Origin of the sequence: uncultured Massilia sp., from assembly GCF_913773735.1 — a bacterium.
Taxonomy (GTDB): domain Bacteria; phylum Pseudomonadota; class Gammaproteobacteria; order Burkholderiales; family Burkholderiaceae_D; genus Telluria.
In genome coordinates, this window is record NZ_CAJYEB010000025.1 from 19227 (window position 1) to 35595 (window position 16369).

Annotated in this window: 16 protein-coding genes and 1 tRNA gene; 16 read left to right on the plus strand and 1 reads right to left on the minus strand. The window is 67.2% G+C overall.

The genetic code is table 11. The features are described 5' to 3' along the window. Positions 1 to 95: 95 nt before the first annotated feature. The 8 genes from QZ749_RS12815 (at position 96) to QZ749_RS12850 (ending at position 7547) form a co-directional block, all read left to right on the plus strand. Positions 96 to 1208 (plus strand): porin, encoded by a 1113-nt coding sequence (locus QZ749_RS12815; protein WP_296947386.1) that lies wholly within the window; start codon positions 96 to 98, stop codon positions 1206 to 1208. A gap of 50 nt (positions 1209 to 1258) precedes the next feature. Then, positions 1259 to 2455 carry a formaldehyde dehydrogenase, glutathione-independent gene (gene fdhA, locus QZ749_RS12820; RefSeq protein ID WP_296947388.1) on the plus strand — a complete coding sequence of 399 codons (1197 nt, stop codon included), beginning with the start codon at positions 1259 to 1261 and terminating at the stop codon, positions 2453 to 2455. A 56-nt stretch (positions 2456 to 2511) separates the two neighbouring features. After that, on the plus strand, positions 2512 to 3465 hold the full coding sequence (locus QZ749_RS12825; protein ID WP_296947390.1) for a PDR/VanB family oxidoreductase: 954 nt from the start codon (positions 2512 to 2514) through the stop codon (positions 3463 to 3465). A 17-nt stretch (positions 3466 to 3482) separates the two neighbouring features. After that, the gene (locus QZ749_RS12830) at positions 3483 to 4610 is read left to right on the plus strand and encodes a 4-oxalomesaconate tautomerase (protein WP_296947393.1); all 1128 of its coding nucleotides are present in this window, start codon (positions 3483 to 3485) and stop codon (positions 4608 to 4610) included. A 1-nt stretch (position 4611) separates the two neighbouring features. Further along, on the plus strand, positions 4612 to 5649 hold the full coding sequence (locus QZ749_RS12835; RefSeq protein WP_296947396.1) for an amidohydrolase family protein: 1038 nt from the start codon (positions 4612 to 4614) through the stop codon (positions 5647 to 5649). Positions 5650 to 5666: 17 nt separating this feature from the next. Further along, entirely contained in the window at positions 5667 to 6350 is a 684-nt protein-coding gene (gene ligK, locus QZ749_RS12840; protein ID WP_296947950.1) for a 4-carboxy-4-hydroxy-2-oxoadipate aldolase/oxaloacetate decarboxylase, read from the plus strand. 62 nt (positions 6351 to 6412) lie between these two features. After that, entirely contained in the window at positions 6413 to 7132 is a 720-nt protein-coding gene (locus QZ749_RS12845; protein ID WP_296947398.1) for an alpha/beta fold hydrolase, read from the plus strand. Then, positions 7119 to 7547 (plus strand): nuclear transport factor 2 family protein, encoded by a 429-nt coding sequence (locus QZ749_RS12850; RefSeq protein ID WP_296947400.1) that lies wholly within the window; start codon positions 7119 to 7121, stop codon positions 7545 to 7547. The genes QZ749_RS12845 and QZ749_RS12850 overlap by 14 nt, the downstream gene beginning before the upstream one ends. A 143-nt stretch (positions 7548 to 7690) precedes the next feature. Here QZ749_RS12850 and QZ749_RS12855 read toward each other — a convergent pair whose 3' ends face one another. Next, complete coding sequence (locus tag QZ749_RS12855) at positions 7691 to 8641, minus strand: LysR family transcriptional regulator (protein ID WP_296947402.1); 951 nt, start codon at positions 8639 to 8641, stop codon at positions 7691 to 7693. Between the two features lie 102 nt (positions 8642 to 8743). Between QZ749_RS12855 and QZ749_RS12860 the strand changes: the two genes are divergently transcribed. The 8 genes from QZ749_RS12860 (at position 8744) to QZ749_RS12895 (ending at position 16366) form a co-directional block, all read left to right on the plus strand. Then, the gene (locus tag QZ749_RS12860) at positions 8744 to 9892 is read left to right on the plus strand and encodes an aromatic ring-hydroxylating dioxygenase subunit alpha (protein ID WP_296947404.1); all 1149 of its coding nucleotides are present in this window, start codon (positions 8744 to 8746) and stop codon (positions 9890 to 9892) included. Positions 9893 to 9905: 13 nt separating this feature from the next. Further along, the gene (locus QZ749_RS12865) at positions 9906 to 11138 is read left to right on the plus strand and encodes a gallate dioxygenase (RefSeq protein WP_296947407.1); all 1233 of its coding nucleotides are present in this window, start codon (positions 9906 to 9908) and stop codon (positions 11136 to 11138) included. A gap of 62 nt (positions 11139 to 11200) precedes the next feature. Further along, positions 11201 to 12475 carry a LysR family transcriptional regulator gene (locus QZ749_RS12870; RefSeq protein ID WP_296947411.1) on the plus strand — a complete coding sequence of 425 codons (1275 nt, stop codon included), beginning with the start codon at positions 11201 to 11203 and terminating at the stop codon, positions 12473 to 12475. 188 nt (positions 12476 to 12663) lie between these two features. Continuing rightward, entirely contained in the window at positions 12664 to 13356 is a 693-nt protein-coding gene (locus tag QZ749_RS12875) for a hydrolase (protein ID WP_296947414.1), read from the plus strand. A 142-nt stretch (positions 13357 to 13498) separates the two neighbouring features. Continuing rightward, positions 13499 to 13572, plus strand: a tRNA-Cys gene (locus QZ749_RS12880). A 337-nt stretch (positions 13573 to 13909) separates the two neighbouring features. Then, positions 13910 to 15298, plus strand: a complete 1389-nt coding sequence (locus QZ749_RS12885; protein WP_296947416.1) for a Tad domain-containing protein — start codon at positions 13910 to 13912, stop codon at positions 15296 to 15298. Then, positions 15295 to 15765: a hypothetical protein gene (locus QZ749_RS12890; RefSeq protein WP_296947417.1), complete on the plus strand. Its 471-nt coding sequence runs from the start codon at positions 15295 to 15297 to the stop codon at positions 15763 to 15765. Before QZ749_RS12885 ends, QZ749_RS12890 begins: the two co-directional genes overlap by 4 nt. Beyond that, positions 15752 to 16366: a TadE family protein gene (locus QZ749_RS12895; RefSeq protein WP_296947420.1), complete on the plus strand. Its 615-nt coding sequence runs from the start codon at positions 15752 to 15754 to the stop codon at positions 16364 to 16366. The genes QZ749_RS12890 and QZ749_RS12895 overlap by 14 nt, the downstream gene beginning before the upstream one ends. Positions 16367 to 16369 lie beyond the last annotated feature (3 nt).

Below are 16369 nucleotides of genomic sequence, written 5' to 3' on the forward strand. Positions count from 1 at the left end.
CGGCGCACCTGCCGCGCGCTGTCGGGATCATCATCGAAGCAGCAAACCATACAAGAAGCGAGCTGCCGCGCGGCGATTACAACGGAGGAGACACCATGAAGACGAGCATCAACAAGGGCGCGCTGGCCATGCTGGCCATACTAAGCGCCGTGACGGCGCCGGCGGTCCGGGCGCAGACGCAGGTCCAGGTCTACGGCCTGATCGACGCGGCGTTCGAGCACCTGAACAATACCGCGCCGAACGGCGCCGGCGTGACGCGCATGCCGGGCCTGTCCGGCGGCCAGTTCCCGTCGCGGATCGGCTTTCGCGGCACCGAGGAACTGGGCGGCGGCTTGAAGGCCGTGTTCACGCTGGAGAACGGCTTCCAGCCGGATACGGGCGGCCTGAACCAGGGCGGGCGCCTGTTCGGCCGCCAGGCCTGGGTGGGCCTGGCCGGCGACTGGGGCCTCGTGTCGCTGGGCCGCACCTACAGCATGCTGTACTTCACCTTCTTCGACACCGACGTCATCGGCCCCGCGCAGATGTCGATCGGCGCGCTCGACCTGCTGTTGCCGAACCTGCGCAACGACAATTCGATCTCGTACAAGGGCACGTTCAACGGCGTCACCGTGGGCGCCGGCTACACGCTGGGACGCGACGCCTCGGCCGCCGGCGGCCCGTCGGCGACCAACTGCGGCGGCGAGAACGCGGCCGACAGCAAGGCCTGCCGCGGCTGGAACGCCATGCTCGCCTACGACACCAAGGGCTGGGGCGTGACGGCCGGCTACGACACGTACAACGGCGGCACCGGCGCCGCGGCGGCCTTCGGCCCCAACCGCAGCAACCTGTCCGACACGCGCTGGCACCTGGGCGCCTACGGCAGGTTCGGTCCGGTCAAGGTGGGCGGCGGCCTGGTGCGCCGCGACAACGAGGGCAATGCCGCCACCCCGCGCAGCGACCTCGCCTACGTCGGCGCCAGCTGGGGCGTGAGCACGGCCGTCGTGCTGGACGCCCAGGTCGCGCGCCTGGACTTCAAGAGCAGCGCCAACGACACGAACATGTATCTGCTGCGCGCCAACTACAACTTCTCCAAGCGCACCGTGGTCTACGCGGGCGCCGGCCGCGTGCGCAACGGCGGGGCCGCCGCGGTGGCGGTGAGCGCCGGCGCCACCGTGGTGGCGGGAGGATCGCAGAACGGCCTTACGGCCGGCATCCGGCACGCGTTCTGAGCGCCGGAACCTTTCAACGACTTAACCAGCAAACAAGCAAGGAGGCAGACATGGCGGAAAACCGCGGCGTAGTCTACATGGGGCAGGGCAAGGTCGAAGTGCACGACATCCCGTTCCCGAAACTGGAAGACCCGAAGGGGCGCAAGATCGAGCACGGCGTGATCCTGCGCGTGGTCTCGACCAATATCTGCGGCTCGGACCAGCACATGGTGCGCGGCCGCACCACCGCGCCGGTCGGCCTCGTGCTCGGCCACGAGATCACCGGCGAGGTGCTGGAAGTCGGGCGCGACGTCGAGACGCTCAAGAAGGGCGACCTGGTCTCGGTACCGTTCAACGTGGCCTGCGGACGCTGCCGCACCTGCAAGGAGCAGCATACCGGCGTGTGCCTGAACGTCAACGAGTCGCGCGCCGGCGGCGCCTACGGCTATGTCGACATGGGCGGCTGGATCGGCGGCCAGGCCGAGTACGTGATGGTGCCGTACGCCGACTTCAACCTGCTCAAGTTCCCGGACCGCGACAAGGCGATGGCCAAGATCCGCGACCTGACCTGCCTGTCCGACATCCTGCCCACCGGCTACCACGGCGCGGTCACGGCCGGCGTGCGTCCCGGCAGCACCGTGTACATCGCCGGCGCCGGCCCGGTCGGCATGGCGGCGGCGGCCTCGGCGCGCCTGCTCGGCGCGGCGGTGACGATCGTCGGCGACGTCAATCCGGTGCGCCTGGCGCATGCGCGCGCGGTCGGCTTCGAGACCGTCGACCTGTCGCAGGATGCCACGCTGGCCGACCAGATCGCGCAGATCCTGGGCACGCCGGAAGTCGACTGCGCCGTCGATTGCGTCGGCTTCGAGGCGCGCGGCCACGGCCATGCGGGCGCCCAGCACGAGGCGCCGGCCACGGTGCTGAACTCGCTGATGGAAGTCACCCGCGCGGCCGGCCGGATCGGCATCCCGGGCCTGTACGTGACCGACGACCCGGGCGCCGTGGACAGCGCCGCCAGGCACGGCAGCCTGTCGATCCGCTTCGGCCTGGGCTGGGCCAAGTCGCACAGCTTCCATACCGGCCAGACCCCGGTCATGAAGTACAACCGCGGGCTGATGCAGGCGATCCTGTGGGACCGCATCAACGTGGCCGAAGTGGTCAACGTGCAGGTGATCAGCCTGGACGAGGCGCCCACCGGCTACGGCGAGTTCGACGCCGGCGTGCCGAAGAAATTCGTCATCGACCCGCATCGCCTGCTGGCCGCCTGACGCACCCCGTGCCCCGGCCGGCGGCCGGGGCACGCCTCTCCGAACCTGGAACTACCATGAATACACTCGCCGTCAAGGTCGTCAAGAAGACCAGGGAAGCCGACGACATCGTCAGCTTCGAATTCGCCAGCGCGGATGGCCGGCCGCTACCGCCGTTCTCCGCCGGCTCCCACATCGACGTGCACGTGGGGCAGGGCCTGGTGCGCCAGTACTCGCTGTGCAACGACCCGCAAGACACCCACCGCTACCAGATCGCGGTGCTGAAGGACCCGCGGTCGCGCGGCGGCTCCGTCGCCGTGCACGACACCATCGCCGAGGGCGACGTGGTGCAGATCGGGGCGCCGCGCAACCACTTCCCGCTGGTCCCGGCGGGCCACTACCTGCTGCTGGCCGGCGGCATCGGCGTCACGCCGATCCTGTGCATGGCCGAGCGCCTGGCCCGCACCGGCGCCGCCTTCGACATGCACTACTGCACCCGCGCGCCGGAGCGCACCGCGTTCGTGGCGCGCATCGCCGGCTCGTCCTTCGCCGACCGGGTGCGGTTCCACTTCGACAGCGAGGAGGGCGGCCGCATCGACCTGCAGGCGGTGCTGGACGCCGCGCCGCCGGACACCCACGTCTACGTCTGCGGGCCGGGCGGCTTCATCGACTTCGTGACCGCCATGGCGCGCGCCAGGGGCTGGCCGGACGAGCGGGTCCACTTCGAGTACTTCGGCGCGGCTCCCGCCGACACGAGCGGCGACCGCGCGTTCGAGGTGAAGATCGCCAGCAGCGGCGCGGTCTACACGATCCCGGCCGACCAGCCGGTGACGCTCGCGCTGCAGCGGCACGGCATCGACATCATGGTGTCGTGCGAGCAGGGCGTGTGCGGCACCTGCGTCACGCGCGTGCTGGAGGGCGAACCGGAACACCGCGACGTCTACCTGACCGACGAGGAAAAGGCCGCCAACGACCAGTTCACGCCGTGCTGCTCGCGTGCCCGCTCGGCCTGCCTGGTGCTGGACCTGTAACCGTATCGGAATCGATCATGAGCACCGCCATCGCCAGCGACCTGCGCGCCATCCCCTGCACCCTGATGCGGGGCGGGACGTCGCGCGGCCCGTTCTTCCTGGAATCCGACCTGCCTGCCGACCCGGCCGCGCGCGACCGCGTGCTGCTGGCCGCCATGGGCTCGCCCGACCGCCGCCAGATCGACGGCCTGGGCGGCGCCCATCCGCTCACCAGCAAGGTCGGCATCGTCCGTCCCGGCACCACGCCGGGCGTCGACCTCGACTTCCTGTTCGCCCAACTGCAGCCGGATTCGGACCAGGTGGACGTCACGCCCAACTGCGGCAACATGCTCGCGGCCGTGCTGCCGTTCGCGCTGGAACGCGGCCTGCTGCCGCTGCGCGAGGGCACCACCACGGCGCGCGTGCTGACCCTGAACACCGGCATGCAGTGCGACGTGACCGTGCAGACGCCGGGCGCGCGCCTGCAATATGCGGGCGACGCCCGCATCGACGGCGTGCCCGGCACGGCCGCGCCGATCACCATCGCGTTCCTCGACACGGCCGGCTCGGTGTGCGCCGGCCTGCTGCCCACCGGGCGCGTGCGCGACACGATCGTCGCCGACGGCGCGGGTCACGGCGGCATCGACGTCACCTGCATCGACAACGGCATGCCGATGGTGCTGATGCGCGCGCGCGACCTGGGCCGCAGCGGCTACGAGACCGTGGCCGAACTGAACGCCGACGCGGCGCTCAAGGCCAGGCTGGAAGCGCTGCGCCTGGCCGCCGGACGCCTGATGGGCCTGGGCGACGTGGCCGCGAAGAGCTATCCGAAGATGTGCCTGCTCGCGCCGCCCCTGGCCGGCGGCGCGGTGGCCACGCGCTGCTTCATCCCGCACGTCTGCCACGACGCCATCGGCGTGCTGGCGGCCGTGACGGTCGCCACCGCCTGCGTGCTCGCGGGGTCGGTGGCCGACGGCATCGCGCGGGTGGCGCCGGGGGACACGAAGACCGTGTCGGTCGAGCATCCGACCGGCGAATTCAGCGTCGAGCTGGGCCTGGCCGCGGACGATCCGCAGCGGGTCGAGCGCGCCGCGCTGCTGCGCACGGCCAGGCCGATCATGCGCGGCGAAGTACTGATACCCGACCACACCAACGAAGGACGATAGGATGCGAGCTCCCCTCATCATCGACTGCCACGGCCACTACACCACGGCGCCGCGGGCACTGGAAGACTGGCGCCGGCGCCAGATCGACGGCCTCGCCGATCCGGCGCTGGCGCCGAGCGCGGCGGCGCTGAAGATTTCCGACGACGAACTGCGCGAATCGATCGAGAACAACCAGCTGCGCCTGATGCGCGAACGCGGCTCGGACCTGACGATCTTCTCGCCGCGCGCCAGCTTCATGGCCCACCACATCGGCAATCTCGAGACCAGCGCCACCTGGGCCGCGATCTGCAACGAACTGTGCCACCGCGTGGCGCAGCTGTTCCCGGACCACTTCATCGGCGCGGCCATGCTGCCGCAGTCGCCCGGCGTCGATCCGAGGACCTGCATTCCGGAGCTGGAGCGCTGCGTCAAGGAATACGGCTTCGTCGGCATCAACCTGAACCCGGACCCGTCCGGCGGCCACTGGACGTCGCCGCCGTTGTCGAGCCGCCACTGGTATCCGATCTACGAAAAGATGGTCGAGTACGACATCCCGGCGATGATCCACGTCTCGACCAGCTGCAACCCGTGCTTCCACACGACCGGCGCGCACTACCTGAACGCCGACACGACGGCGTTCATGCAATGCCTGACCAGCGACCTGTTCAAGGATTTCCCGACCCTGAAGTTCCTGATTCCGCACGGCGGCGGCGCCGTGCCGTACCACTGGGGCCGGTTCCGCGGCCTGGCGCAGGAAATGAAGAAGCCGCTGCTGGAAGCGCACCTGCTGGAGAACATCTTCTTCGATACCTGCGTCTACCACCAGCCGGGCATCGACCTGCTCACGAAGGTCATCCCCGTGAAGAACGTGCTGTTCGCTTCGGAGATGATCGGCGCCGTGCGCGGCATCGATCCGGAGACCGGCCATTACTACGACGACACCAGGCGCTACATCGAGGCGGCGGCGCTGACGGACGAAGACCGCTTCCGGATCTTCGAAGGCAATGCGCGCCGCGTGTTCCCGCGCCTGGACGCGGCCTTGCAACGGAAAGGAAGGTAAACATGAGTACTCCCGCGATGAACCAACTCGGCGTCGTCTACCGCAACATCGTGCGCGCCGAGCGCGACGCCGCCGAGCGCCTGGGCCGGCTGGGCAGCGCCACCGTGCACGAGGCGATGGGCCGCGTCGGCCTGATGCACCCGGCCATGCGCCCGATCTGGCCGGACGCGCAGGTGTCCGGCACGGCCGTGACCGTGCTGCTGCACCCGGGCGACAACTGGATGCTGCACGTGGCGGCCGAGCAGATCCAGCCGGGCGACATCGTCGTCGCCGCCGTCACGGCCGCGTGCACGGACGGCTACTTCGGCGACCTGCTGGCCACCAGCTTCATGGCGCGCGGCGCCCGCGCGCTCGTCATCGACGCCGGCGTGCGCGACGTGCGCGTCCTGAAGGAGATGGGCTTTCCCGTATGGAGCCGCGCGATCAGCGCCAAGGGCACGATCAAGGCCACCCTCGGCTCCGTCAACATCCCCGTGGTCTGCGCCGGCGCGCTGGTGCATCCGGGCGACGTGGTCGTGGCCGACGACGACGGCGTGGCCGTGGTGCCGGCAGCGGATGCGGCGCGCGTGGCCGACGCGGCCGGACGGCGCGAGGCGCTGGAAGGCGAGAAGCGCGCGAAGCTGGCGGCCGGCGTGCTGGGGCTGGACATGTACGCCATGCGCGAGCCGCTGGCGAAGGCGGGCCTCAGGTACATCGACTGAGCCGGCGGCGGCCGGCGGTGCCCGGACATGCGAACATCACCACATCAACCAACATCCAAGCCATGACAACCATTTTTCTCTTGTGCGGCCTGCTGTGCGACGACGTCGTATGGGAAGCCCAGGCCGGGGCGCTCGGGCGCGACCACGACGTGCGCGTCGTGAAGTTCGTCGAGCAGGATTCGCTGCAGGCCATGGCCGCGCACGTGCTGAAGGACGCGCCCGCGCGCTTCGCGCTGGCCGGGCATTCGATGGGCGGCCGGGTCGCCCTCGAAGTGGCGCGCCAGGCGCGCGAACGCGTCGAGCGCCTGGCCCTGCTGGACACCGGTTTCGAGCCGGCCGTGCCCGGCGAGGCGGCGCGCCGCGCGGTCCTCGTCGAGCAGGCCCTGGCCGAGGGCATCGACTCGATCGCGGCGGCCTGGGGCCTGCCGATGCTGGCGCCGCGGCGCCGCGCCGAGCCGGCGCTGGTGCAGGCCGTGTTCGACATGGTGGGACGCATGTCGGGCGAGATCTACGCGGCGCAGACGCGCGCGCTGCTGGGCCGTCCCGACGCCACCGACGTGCTGCGCGCCATCGACTGCCCGACGCTGATCCTGTGCGGCGAGCAGGACGGCTGGAGCCCGCCCGAGCGCCACCGCCAGATGGCGGCGCTGGTACCGCACGCCGCGCTGCGCCTGGTCGACGACTGTGGCCACATGTCGACGATGGAACAGCCCGGCGCGGTGCTCGACGCGCTGCGCGCGTGGCTGGCCATGGACGTGCGGAGGACCCATGCCCACGCCTGAGGATTACCTGGTCAAGCAGGCCTGCGCCGACCTCGTCGCGCGCTACGCCTACCTGAACGACGAGCGCCGCTTCGAGGAGCTGGCGGCGCTGTTCACCGAGGACGCGGTGCTGTGCCGCCCGTCCGCGCCGGACCAGCCGATCGGCGGGCGCGCGGCGATCCTGGCCGCCTTCCGCAAGCGCCCACCGGACGCGCTGACCTTCCACGTGTGCAGCGACATCCTGGTCGAGGTGCAGGACGCGCGCACGGCGCATGGCAGGTCGCGCATCCTGCTGTTGTCGGCGACGCGGCCGGCGGACGGCGTGCTGGCCGGCGTGGCCGCGGGCGTGCCGGTGCCGGGGGTGTTCCGGGACCGGTTCGCGCTGACCGACGCGGGATGGCGGTTCGCCGAGCGGCGCGGGATGTTCTGGATTTGAGTGTAAACTGCCGCCAGGGTCCAGCTCACTGAAACAGGAGCGCCGGCACGGAAACCGTCGCCCCGGCGCAGGCCGGGGCCCAATCTCCTGGCGCTGCCTGCAAATTGGATCCCGGCCTGCGCCGGGACGACGTGTTAGCGCATTCAGCCAGGCAGACTCTCGCGTTTCGCCGCCGTCGGCAACCACGCCTCCATCACGATCTCGGCGGCCCAGTCGACGTTCTGCATCCGCGCCTTCAGGTAGTCCAGCAGCGCCGTCACCCGCGCCACCCCCAGCCGGCGGCGCGGGACGAAGGCCTTGAACCAGTTTTCCTGCACCGGGTACTCCTCCAGCACCTTGACCAGCGCGCCGGTCGCCAGCGCGTTGCGCGCGATGTAGCGCGGCAGCACGGTGACGCCCATGCCGGCCACCGCGGCGCGCAGCAGCGTCATGTTGTCGTCCGCGTTCAGGCGCGGCGCGACGTCGATGTGGATGGCGCCGCGCGGGCTGTGGAACTGCCAGCTCATGCCGTTCGCGCGGAACACCAGGCAATCGTGGTCGGCCAGTTCGGCCGGGTAGGCCGGCGTGCCCTTGCGCGCCAGGTAGGACGGCGCGGCGCAGGCGACCACCTCGGTCGAGCACAGCGGCACGTCGACCACGCCTTCGTAGCTGGCGCTGCGGCCGTTGATGGCGATGTCCACGCCCCGCTCGGCCGGGTTCACCGCCTCGTCCACCAGCGTGATCTCCATCGTGATCTTGTCGTGCCGCGCGAGGAAGTCGGCGAACACCTGGCCCAGCCACACCAGCGTCAGCGTGTTCGGCGCCATCACGCGCAGGTGCCCCACCAGCTGCGATTCGTCGCGCTCCACGCTCGTCATCAGCTCGTCGAAGCTGGCCACCAGCACGCCGGCGCGCGCATACAGTTTTTCGCCGGCCTCGGTCAGCTGCACGCTGCGCGTCGTGCGGTCGAACAGGCGCGTGCCCAGCGCCGATTCGAGCTTGGCGACGCGCTTGGCCACCACCGAGGGCACCAGCGCCAGGTGACGCGCCGCCTCGCTGAAGCTGCGGTAGCGCGCGACCAGCACGAAGGTCTTGATGTTGACGAAGGAATCCATCGATTTGTGCCTGAAAGAGAAAAGTGATACTCAAATTTTGAATAAGTTTATCAGGTCATTCATCAATAAAATAGCAGACAGACCAATAAGGAGGAGATCACCATGTTGCAACCGACCCCCGCATCCGTCCCGGCCGCCCGCAAGCAGCAGATGGCGGACCACACCACCCCGCTCGTCAGGGACTGCTGGTACGTCGCGGCGCTGAGCGACGAAGTGGGCCGCGAACTGAAGGAGCGTACGCTGCTGGGCAAGACCGTGCTGATGTACCGGACCCAGGACGGCCAGCCGGTCATCATGCAGAACCGCTGCCCGCACCGCAATTTCCCGCTGTCGAAGGGGCGCCTCGAAGGCGACCAGGTGGTGTGCGGCTACCACGGCATGCATTTCACGCCGAACGGCAAGTGCACGTTCATGCCGTCGATGAACAATGCGCCGGCGAACGCGCGCATCGCGTCCTACCCGGTGGTGGAAAAGGCGCCGCTGGTGTGGGTCTGGATGGGCGATCCGGCCAAGGCCGACCCGGCCACCGTGCCGGACACCCCGTGGCTGGCCGATCCGGCCTGGAAGACCGTCAGCGGCCAGTTCCACGTCGGCACCAACTACGTGGCCATGCACGAGAACCTGCTCGACCAGACCCATTTCCCGATCCTGCACGCAGGCACCGGCATCGGCACCCCGGCGTACTCGAAGTCGACGATGGAAGTGCGCGTCGAGGGCGACGTCGTGCACCTGGTGCGCGCGCTGCTCGATTCGCCGGCGCCGGACATCTACGGCGTGCCGATGAACCTGAAGGACCGCATCGTCGACCGCCACTCGGACGGCTACTTCGCCAGCCCGGCGCTGCACTACGCCCATGCGCGCATCGTCAACAAGGACGTGCGCGCGGGCGAGCGCGAGGAATACCGCTTCACCATCACGCACATCTACACGCCGGACCAGCAGGGGTCGATCCACTACTGGTGGTTCAACAGCCGCGACTGCAACCTCGACGATGCCGGTGCCGACGCCTTCCTGGTCGAGGCCTCGGTGAAAGCCTACCAGGAAGACGTGGATGCGCTGACCTGGATCCAGGAGACGGTGGAACGCGAGACCGAGCCGTTCGAGGAACTCAGCTTCGGCCCGGACCGTCCCGGCATCGCCATGCGCAGGATCCTGCTGAAGCTGGCCAACGAGGAAGCGCGGGGCGACGCCGGCCCCGCCACCCCGGCCGCCGCGCAGCCGGTCCCCGCCGCCGCCGGCGCGGCCGCCTGAGCGGAGGCGCACCATGGCAACCATCATCGGCGGCATCGGTACCTCCCACGTCCCCACCATCGGCCTGGCCTACGATCGCAAGCGCCAGGACGACCCGGCCTGGGCCCCGCTGTTCGAGGGCTACAAGCCGGTCGCGCGCTGGCTCGCGGAAAAGAAGCCGGACGTGCTGGTGTTCTTCTACAACGACCACGCCAACAGCTTCTTCTTCGACTGCTATCCCACCTTCGCCATCGGCGTGTCGCCGGAATTCGACATGGCCGACGAGGGCGCCGGCCGGCGGCCGCTGCCGAACATCGCCGGCAACGCCAGGCTGGCCGAGCACGTCGCGAACCGCCTCGTCAACGAGGAATTCGACATGGCCACGTTCCAGGACCGCCCGCTGGACCACGGCTGCAATTCGCCGCTGGCGCTGATGTGGCCGCACGAGCCGGGCTGGCCGGGCGCGATCCTGCCCATCGCGATCAACGTGCTGCAGCACCCGCTGCCGACGGCGGCGCGCTGCTACAAGCTGGGCCAGGCGGTGCGCCGCGCGATCGAGTCCTTCCCGGAAGACCTGAAGGTGGTCGTGGTCGGCACCGGCGGGCTGTCGCACCAGATCCACGGCGAGCGCACCGGCTTCAACGACACCGACTGGGACGAGACCTTCCTGAGCCTGTTCGTCGACCGGCCGCAGGAACTGAACGCGCTGACGCACGCGGACCTGATCCGCCGCGGCGGCGCCGAGAGCGCGGAAGTCATCATGTGGATGGCCATGCGCGGCGCGCTGACCGACAAGATCCGCTGCGTGCACCAGAACCACTACCTGGCCACGACCACGAACATGGCGGTGGCGGTGTACGAACAGGAGGAAGAGGGCGGCACGACGGCGCAGCCGCACCTGGCGCAATCGAATCCCCAGCTGCGGGGCGTGGAAGACATCCCCGGCACCTACGCCTTCGACATCGCGCACAGCGTCAAGGCGCTGCACCTGAACCGCTTCTTCTGGCGCCACCGCGAGCCGACGTTCCGCGCGCTGGTGGCGGCCGACCTGGAGGCCGCGTTCGCGCAGTCGCGGCTGACCGACGAGGAACGCGACCTCGTGCGGCGCAAGGACTGGCTGGGCCTGGTCAGGTACGGCGTGTCCTTCTTCGTGCTGGAAAAGTTCGCGCGGGTGCAGAAGATGTCGAACCTGCAGGTCTACGCGAGCATGCGCGGCGAAAGCCTGGAGGACTTCCTCGCGACCCGGCGCGTGCCGGCGTCCGCCTGATGGGCCCGACCGGCGCGGCGCACGCGCCGCGCCAGCGCCATGGAGGGAACGATCGAATGACCATGACTGCGGCATCCGTAGCCGCGTCGGTACCGGCGGCGGCGGCGCCCGGCGCCAGCTTTTCCTGCCTCGTCAATTTCCGCCACCTGAAGGCGCTGATCGCCGTCGCCGAATTGTGCAGCGTGACCAAGGCATCGGAACACCTGTACAAGGCCCAGTCGGCGATCACGCGCTCGATCCAGGCGCTGGAAGACGCGCTGCAGGTCGCGCTGTTCGAGCGCAAGGCGTCCGGCATGCTGTGCAATGCCTTCGGGGCGGCACTGCTGTACCGCGCCCGGCGCGCCCTGAGCGAGTTCGAGGCCGGCATCAACGACATCTCGGGCAAGACCCCGGCATCGAGCCAGGCGCTGAACCTGCATTTTCCGAACAGCCTGTTCAACGAAACGCGCCTGGAAGCCTTCGTCAAGCTGGCCGAGACGGGCCACATGCCCACGGTGGCGAAGGACCTGGGCGTCACCCAGCCGGCCGTGAGCCGCGCCATCAACGACCTCGAACGCACCCTCGGCATGCAGCTGTTCACCCGCACCTCGAAGGGCATGGTGCTGACCGAGAAAGGCGAGTTGCTGTTCTTCCGCGTCAAGCGCGCGCTGCTCGAACTGCGCCAGGTGGAGACCGACCTGGCCGCGCTGCAGGGCACCACCAAGGGCCGCGTCGTCGTCGGCGCCTTGCCGCTGGGGCGCACCACGATCCTGCCAAAGGCCATCGCCGGCGTGCTGGGCAAGCATCCGCAACTGCAGATCGCGACGCTGGAAGGACCGTACGATTCGCTCGCCGCCAAGCTGCGCGCCGGCGACATCGACTTCATCTTCGGCGCCTTGCGGCCGGCCGACCAGGTGCGCGACTTCCGCGGCGAGCCGCTCCTCAACGACAGCATGTCGGTCGTCGTGCGCGCCGGCCATCCGCTGGCGCAGCGCGCGGCGCCGACGCTGGACGAGCTCAAGCGCTTCGGCTGGATCCTGCCGAACGGCTGCACGCCGGCGCGCAAGCAGCTCGACCTCGCGTTCAAGCTGGAGGGGCTGGTGCCCCCGGTGGCGGCCGTCGAGACCAGCGACCTGGCGCTGCTGCGCGGGGTGCTCGTCAACACCGACCTGGTGACGGCGATCTCGGCCTGCCAGCTGGAGTACGAGATCGGCGCGGGCATGCTGACCGTCCTGGACATCTCCTTGCCGAACACGACACGCGTGATCGGCATCACCCAGCGCGCCGACAGCAGTCCGTCGCCTGGGGCGAACGCGCTGATGGCGGCGATCCGCGCCCTGGTGGAGCAGGCCGGATGATGGCGGAAGCGGACGTTCGAAAATTTCGATGAAAGGGGCCGAATTTATCCGTTTTTTATCCTGGCGGGAGACGGGCATACTGACGTCATCGCATCGAACACGAAGCGGCAAAGGGAAAGCAAGGTGTGTTTTCCCGGCTTCGACCGGTTCGATGATCGTGACCAACCACATACCGAAGGAGAACCGCCATGACCAACCCGAAACTCGACGTCCTGACCCCGCAGAACTCGCAACTGATCATCATCGACCACCAGCCGCAGATGGCCTTCGGCGTGCAGTCGATCGACCGCCAGACGTTGAAGAACAACGTCGTCGGCTTGGCCAAGGGCGCCGCTGCCTTCGACATCCCGACCATCATCACCTCGGTCGAGACCGAAAGCTTCTCGGGCTACACCTATCCGGAACTGCTGGACGTCTTCCCGGGCAAGCCGATCCTCGAGCGCACCTCCATGAACTCCTGGGACGACCAGAAGGTGCGCGACGCGCTGGCCGCCAACGGCCGCAAGAAGGTCATCGTCGCCGGCCTGTGGACGGAAGTCTGCAACACTACCTTCGCGCTGTGCGCCATGCTGGAAGGCGACTACGAGATCTACATGGTGGCCGACGCCTCGGGCGGCACCTCGAAGGACGCCCATGACTACGCGATGCAGCGCATGGTGCAGGCCGGCGTGGTGCCGGTGACCTGGCAGCAGGTGCTGCTGGAATGGCAGCGCGCCTGGAAGAACCGCGAGACCTACGACGCCGTGATGAAGATCGCCAAGGAGCATTCGGGCGCCTACGGCATGGGCGTGGACTACGCCTACACGATGGTGCACAAGGCGCCCCAGCGCGCCCAGCCGGGCCACGAGCTGCTGGCGCCGGTGGCGGCGCCGGTGCGCTGAACTGCCGCGTGGCCGCCCGGCCGGCACCGGCCCGGCCCGGCGGCGTCGCCATACAGCGACGTCGTCCGGGAGCGCCGTGTCAACCGGCCGCGTTTGATCGACCGCACATGCCGCCCGCCTCGAAAAACGTATGCTCTTCTTCGGCGAGGTAGCAAAGCGGTTATGCAACGGCCTGCAAAGCCGTCCAGACAGGTTCGAGTCCTGTCCTCGCCTCCAGCATATCGGTAGATCAGCGCTTTTGCGCTGATCTACGTCATCGATTTTCGAGCAGTACATTGATCGCGCACCCTCGACAAGGCGCTGTGGATGGCGCGCGTCTACTGAACTGGTGGCGATCCAGAACTCCATTCGCCAGTTGGCCCATCTCAATCTTCCCAGTCATGCCTGCCTTAGAATTTTTCGAAGGAGATCTTTCGTTCAATAAACTCTATGAAGGGCGGGGCGGGGAATGCGTGAGACCCATCGAAAAATCGACGTAGCGTGCGGGAAGATGTGGCCGCACCCTCGCAAACGGCCACCCCCTGCATTGTTCCAGGGGGGCGTCTTTGCGGTCATGATCGTGCCCTTGATACTCATCATTGTAGGATTTTTCGGCTTTACGATCGCACTGAGCATGATCTACAACCGGAAGGTCGAGCTGCAGACGGTAGCCGATTCCGTTGCTCTTGCCGCCGCCAGTCAATTGAACGGAACGGATGCCGGAATTCAAAAGGCAATTTCCGCAGCGGCCGAGGCGGCAGCAACAGGTCTGTATAGCTATAACGCCGCAGGCGTCGAGTGGGACGATGCGGCGATCAGTTTTGGCGCCAGCGCTGGAGGCAACGGTTGGACGGATGCGGTTGGAGCAGGCGCTAATGGCGCTGCGGCTAACCTGTTTTTCGTGAAAGTCGACACAAGCCGACTGGCTGCGCGACATGGAGACGTGGGCACTTCGCTTCTGCAAGTACTTCCCTCGGCGCCGGCATCCTTTCATGTCACAAGCACCGCTGTCGCTGGGCGCAAGTCGATCGGTATTCTGCCGCTAGCTATCTGTGCGATGGCTGACAAGCGTGGTGACTCCCGCGGGGCCGAGCTGGTCGAATACGGCTTTCGCAGGGGCGTGAGTTACGACCTGATGGCATTGAACCCCAACAGCAATAGTCTCGGCGCCAATTACCTGGTCAACCCTATTGCTGCGCCGGGCTCATTAGGGACATCCCTGATGAATCGGCTGGACATCGTCAGGCCGTTCGTATGCACCGGCACGCTGGCACTTCCAAGCATAGCCGCCGGCAGAATAACCGTGGAGAGCAGCTTTCCGCTCGCTTCCGTTTATCAGCAATTGAACTCGCGCTTCGGGTCGTATGTCGACCCGTGTACGTCGGCGACCGCACCGCCTGACACGAACGTCAAGCCCTACACTTTTTCCACCGCGCTCCCCTGGTTAAGCGTGGTGCCGAAAGGGCAGGCGGCCCAGACGGTGGCGACCGGGACGAAACTGGCCACGATCGCAGATCTACCGTTTGAAGAGGCGCCGTCCACGACAACTCCTGACCTGTACGGGCCCTTGTGGCTGTACGCGAAAGCGGCGAAATATGCAGACTACCGAGAGGGTGTATCCGAGCCGACGGCGGGATATTCGACATTTTCCACCTCGGACTGGGCGACTCTTTACAAGCCGGGCCCGCCGTCAGTCAAACCAGGAAGTACGTACCCATCGACTCCTTATACCTCGAATACCGCGCTGCCGCCCGGCGGCATCAAGGGGGTGGCGGAGCGCCGTGTCCTCAACGTGCCGCTGTTGCGCTGTCCGGTGTCGACCAGCGGCCCCGTTCTGGCCGACGTGCTTGCGATAGGTAAGTTCTTCATGACGGTCCCGGCGACCGATACGTCGATTTTTGCAGAGTTCGCCGGCTTGCGGCCGGAGCCTTTAATCGCGGGTCAAGTCGCTGTATTCCGATGAAACTTCATTTCTCCAACAGTGCGACGCGCCAGCATGGTTCCGTGGCTGTGGAGCTCACGGTGATCGTTGCTTTTATCATCGTTCCACTCATCGCTGTCGCTTACTATCTAACGAACTTTTTTTGGCAATACACGGTCGCGCAGAAGGTGCTGCACGATGCCACGCTTTACATGTCTGTTGCGCCTTTGTCTGAGATAAAAAGCCAAGGTGCCGCTCAAGTGGCCCGCTACATTATCAGCAAAGAGACGGCGGAGCTGACGTCGGGTGCCACGCTGGATCCCGAAATCTATTGTGGATACAAGGTCTCGGCCAATTCCACGGTGATCGCAATCCGGACATGTAACGATTCGTCCACGCCGGCTGTCGTGTACATCTCTGCGATCCTGACCATTACAGATCCGGTTCTATTTCATAGCATTCCATTTAGCATAATCATTCCAGTGAGTATTCGCTATGTTGGCGCATAGAAATACAACGCTTGTACTGCGCTATCGATCGGGGCTCTTCAGTCGCGGCGCGGTCGTCATCGAGTTCTCGCTACTGGTCATTACCTTTTTCGTGATTGTTTTTGGAATGCTCGAATTCGCCCGCGCGATGTACATCATCAATACATTGCATGAAGTAACCCGAAGCGCTGCGGCCGCAGCGGCGACATCAGCCTTTGACCAGAGCACGCTGAATAACATTCGGCAACAGGCCATGGTAGTGGGCAGCGACGGCAATCTGGTGTTAGGTAAGCCTGTCAAGCCGGCTCACATTCGGATCGATTACTTGTCGCTCTCGCGTGATGCTTCCAGTGGGACTCTCACGCCAACGTTGATCACGGCCATGCCTTCATGCCCGGCTCGGAACAGGCTCAACTGCTTGGCGGACCCATACGGGCCAAGTTGCATCCGATTGGTGCGCGTCAGGATATGTCAGCCAGGCGAAGGCGAGCAATGCGACCGCGTGCCGTACGACATGCTGTTCCCGCTGGTCGATCTATCGTCACTGAGGTTGCCCAGGGCGGAGACAATTGCGACTGCGCACACAATGGGATATTCGATCGGATCCATACCTTGCCCTTGATGA

Excerpts from the sequence above, each read along its gene's own strand:
- QZ749_RS12815 (WP_296947386.1), top strand. The coding sequence starts at position 96 with ATGAAGACGAGCATCAACAAGGGCGCGCTGGCCATGCTGGCCATACTA.
- fdhA (WP_296947388.1), top strand. The coding sequence starts at position 1,259 with ATGGCGGAAAACCGCGGCGTAGTCTACATGGGGCAGGGCAAGGTCGAA.
- QZ749_RS12825 (WP_296947390.1), top strand. The coding sequence starts at position 2,512 with ATGAATACACTCGCCGTCAAGGTCGTCAAGAAGACCAGGGAAGCCGAC.
- QZ749_RS12830 (WP_296947393.1), top strand. The coding sequence starts at position 3,483 with ATGAGCACCGCCATCGCCAGCGACCTGCGCGCCATCCCCTGCACCCTG.
- QZ749_RS12835 (WP_296947396.1), top strand. The coding sequence starts at position 4,612 with ATGCGAGCTCCCCTCATCATCGACTGCCACGGCCACTACACCACGGCG.
- ligK (WP_296947950.1), top strand. The coding sequence starts at position 5,667 with ATGAACCAACTCGGCGTCGTCTACCGCAACATCGTGCGCGCCGAGCGC.
- QZ749_RS12845 (WP_296947398.1), top strand. The coding sequence starts at position 6,413 with ATGACAACCATTTTTCTCTTGTGCGGCCTGCTGTGCGACGACGTCGTA.
- QZ749_RS12850 (WP_296947400.1), top strand. The coding sequence starts at position 7,119 with ATGCCCACGCCTGAGGATTACCTGGTCAAGCAGGCCTGCGCCGACCTC.
- QZ749_RS12855 (WP_296947402.1), bottom strand. The coding sequence starts at position 8,641 with ATGGATTCCTTCGTCAACATCAAGACCTTCGTGCTGGTCGCGCGCTAC.
- QZ749_RS12860 (WP_296947404.1), top strand. The coding sequence starts at position 8,744 with ATGTTGCAACCGACCCCCGCATCCGTCCCGGCCGCCCGCAAGCAGCAG.
- QZ749_RS12865 (WP_296947407.1), top strand. The coding sequence starts at position 9,906 with ATGGCAACCATCATCGGCGGCATCGGTACCTCCCACGTCCCCACCATC.
- QZ749_RS12870 (WP_296947411.1), top strand. The coding sequence starts at position 11,201 with ATGACTGCGGCATCCGTAGCCGCGTCGGTACCGGCGGCGGCGGCGCCC.
- QZ749_RS12875 (WP_296947414.1), top strand. The coding sequence starts at position 12,664 with ATGACCAACCCGAAACTCGACGTCCTGACCCCGCAGAACTCGCAACTG.
- QZ749_RS12885 (WP_296947416.1), top strand. The coding sequence starts at position 13,910 with ATGATCGTGCCCTTGATACTCATCATTGTAGGATTTTTCGGCTTTACG.
- QZ749_RS12890 (WP_296947417.1), top strand. The coding sequence starts at position 15,295 with ATGAAACTTCATTTCTCCAACAGTGCGACGCGCCAGCATGGTTCCGTG.
- QZ749_RS12895 (WP_296947420.1), top strand. The coding sequence starts at position 15,752 with ATGTTGGCGCATAGAAATACAACGCTTGTACTGCGCTATCGATCGGGG.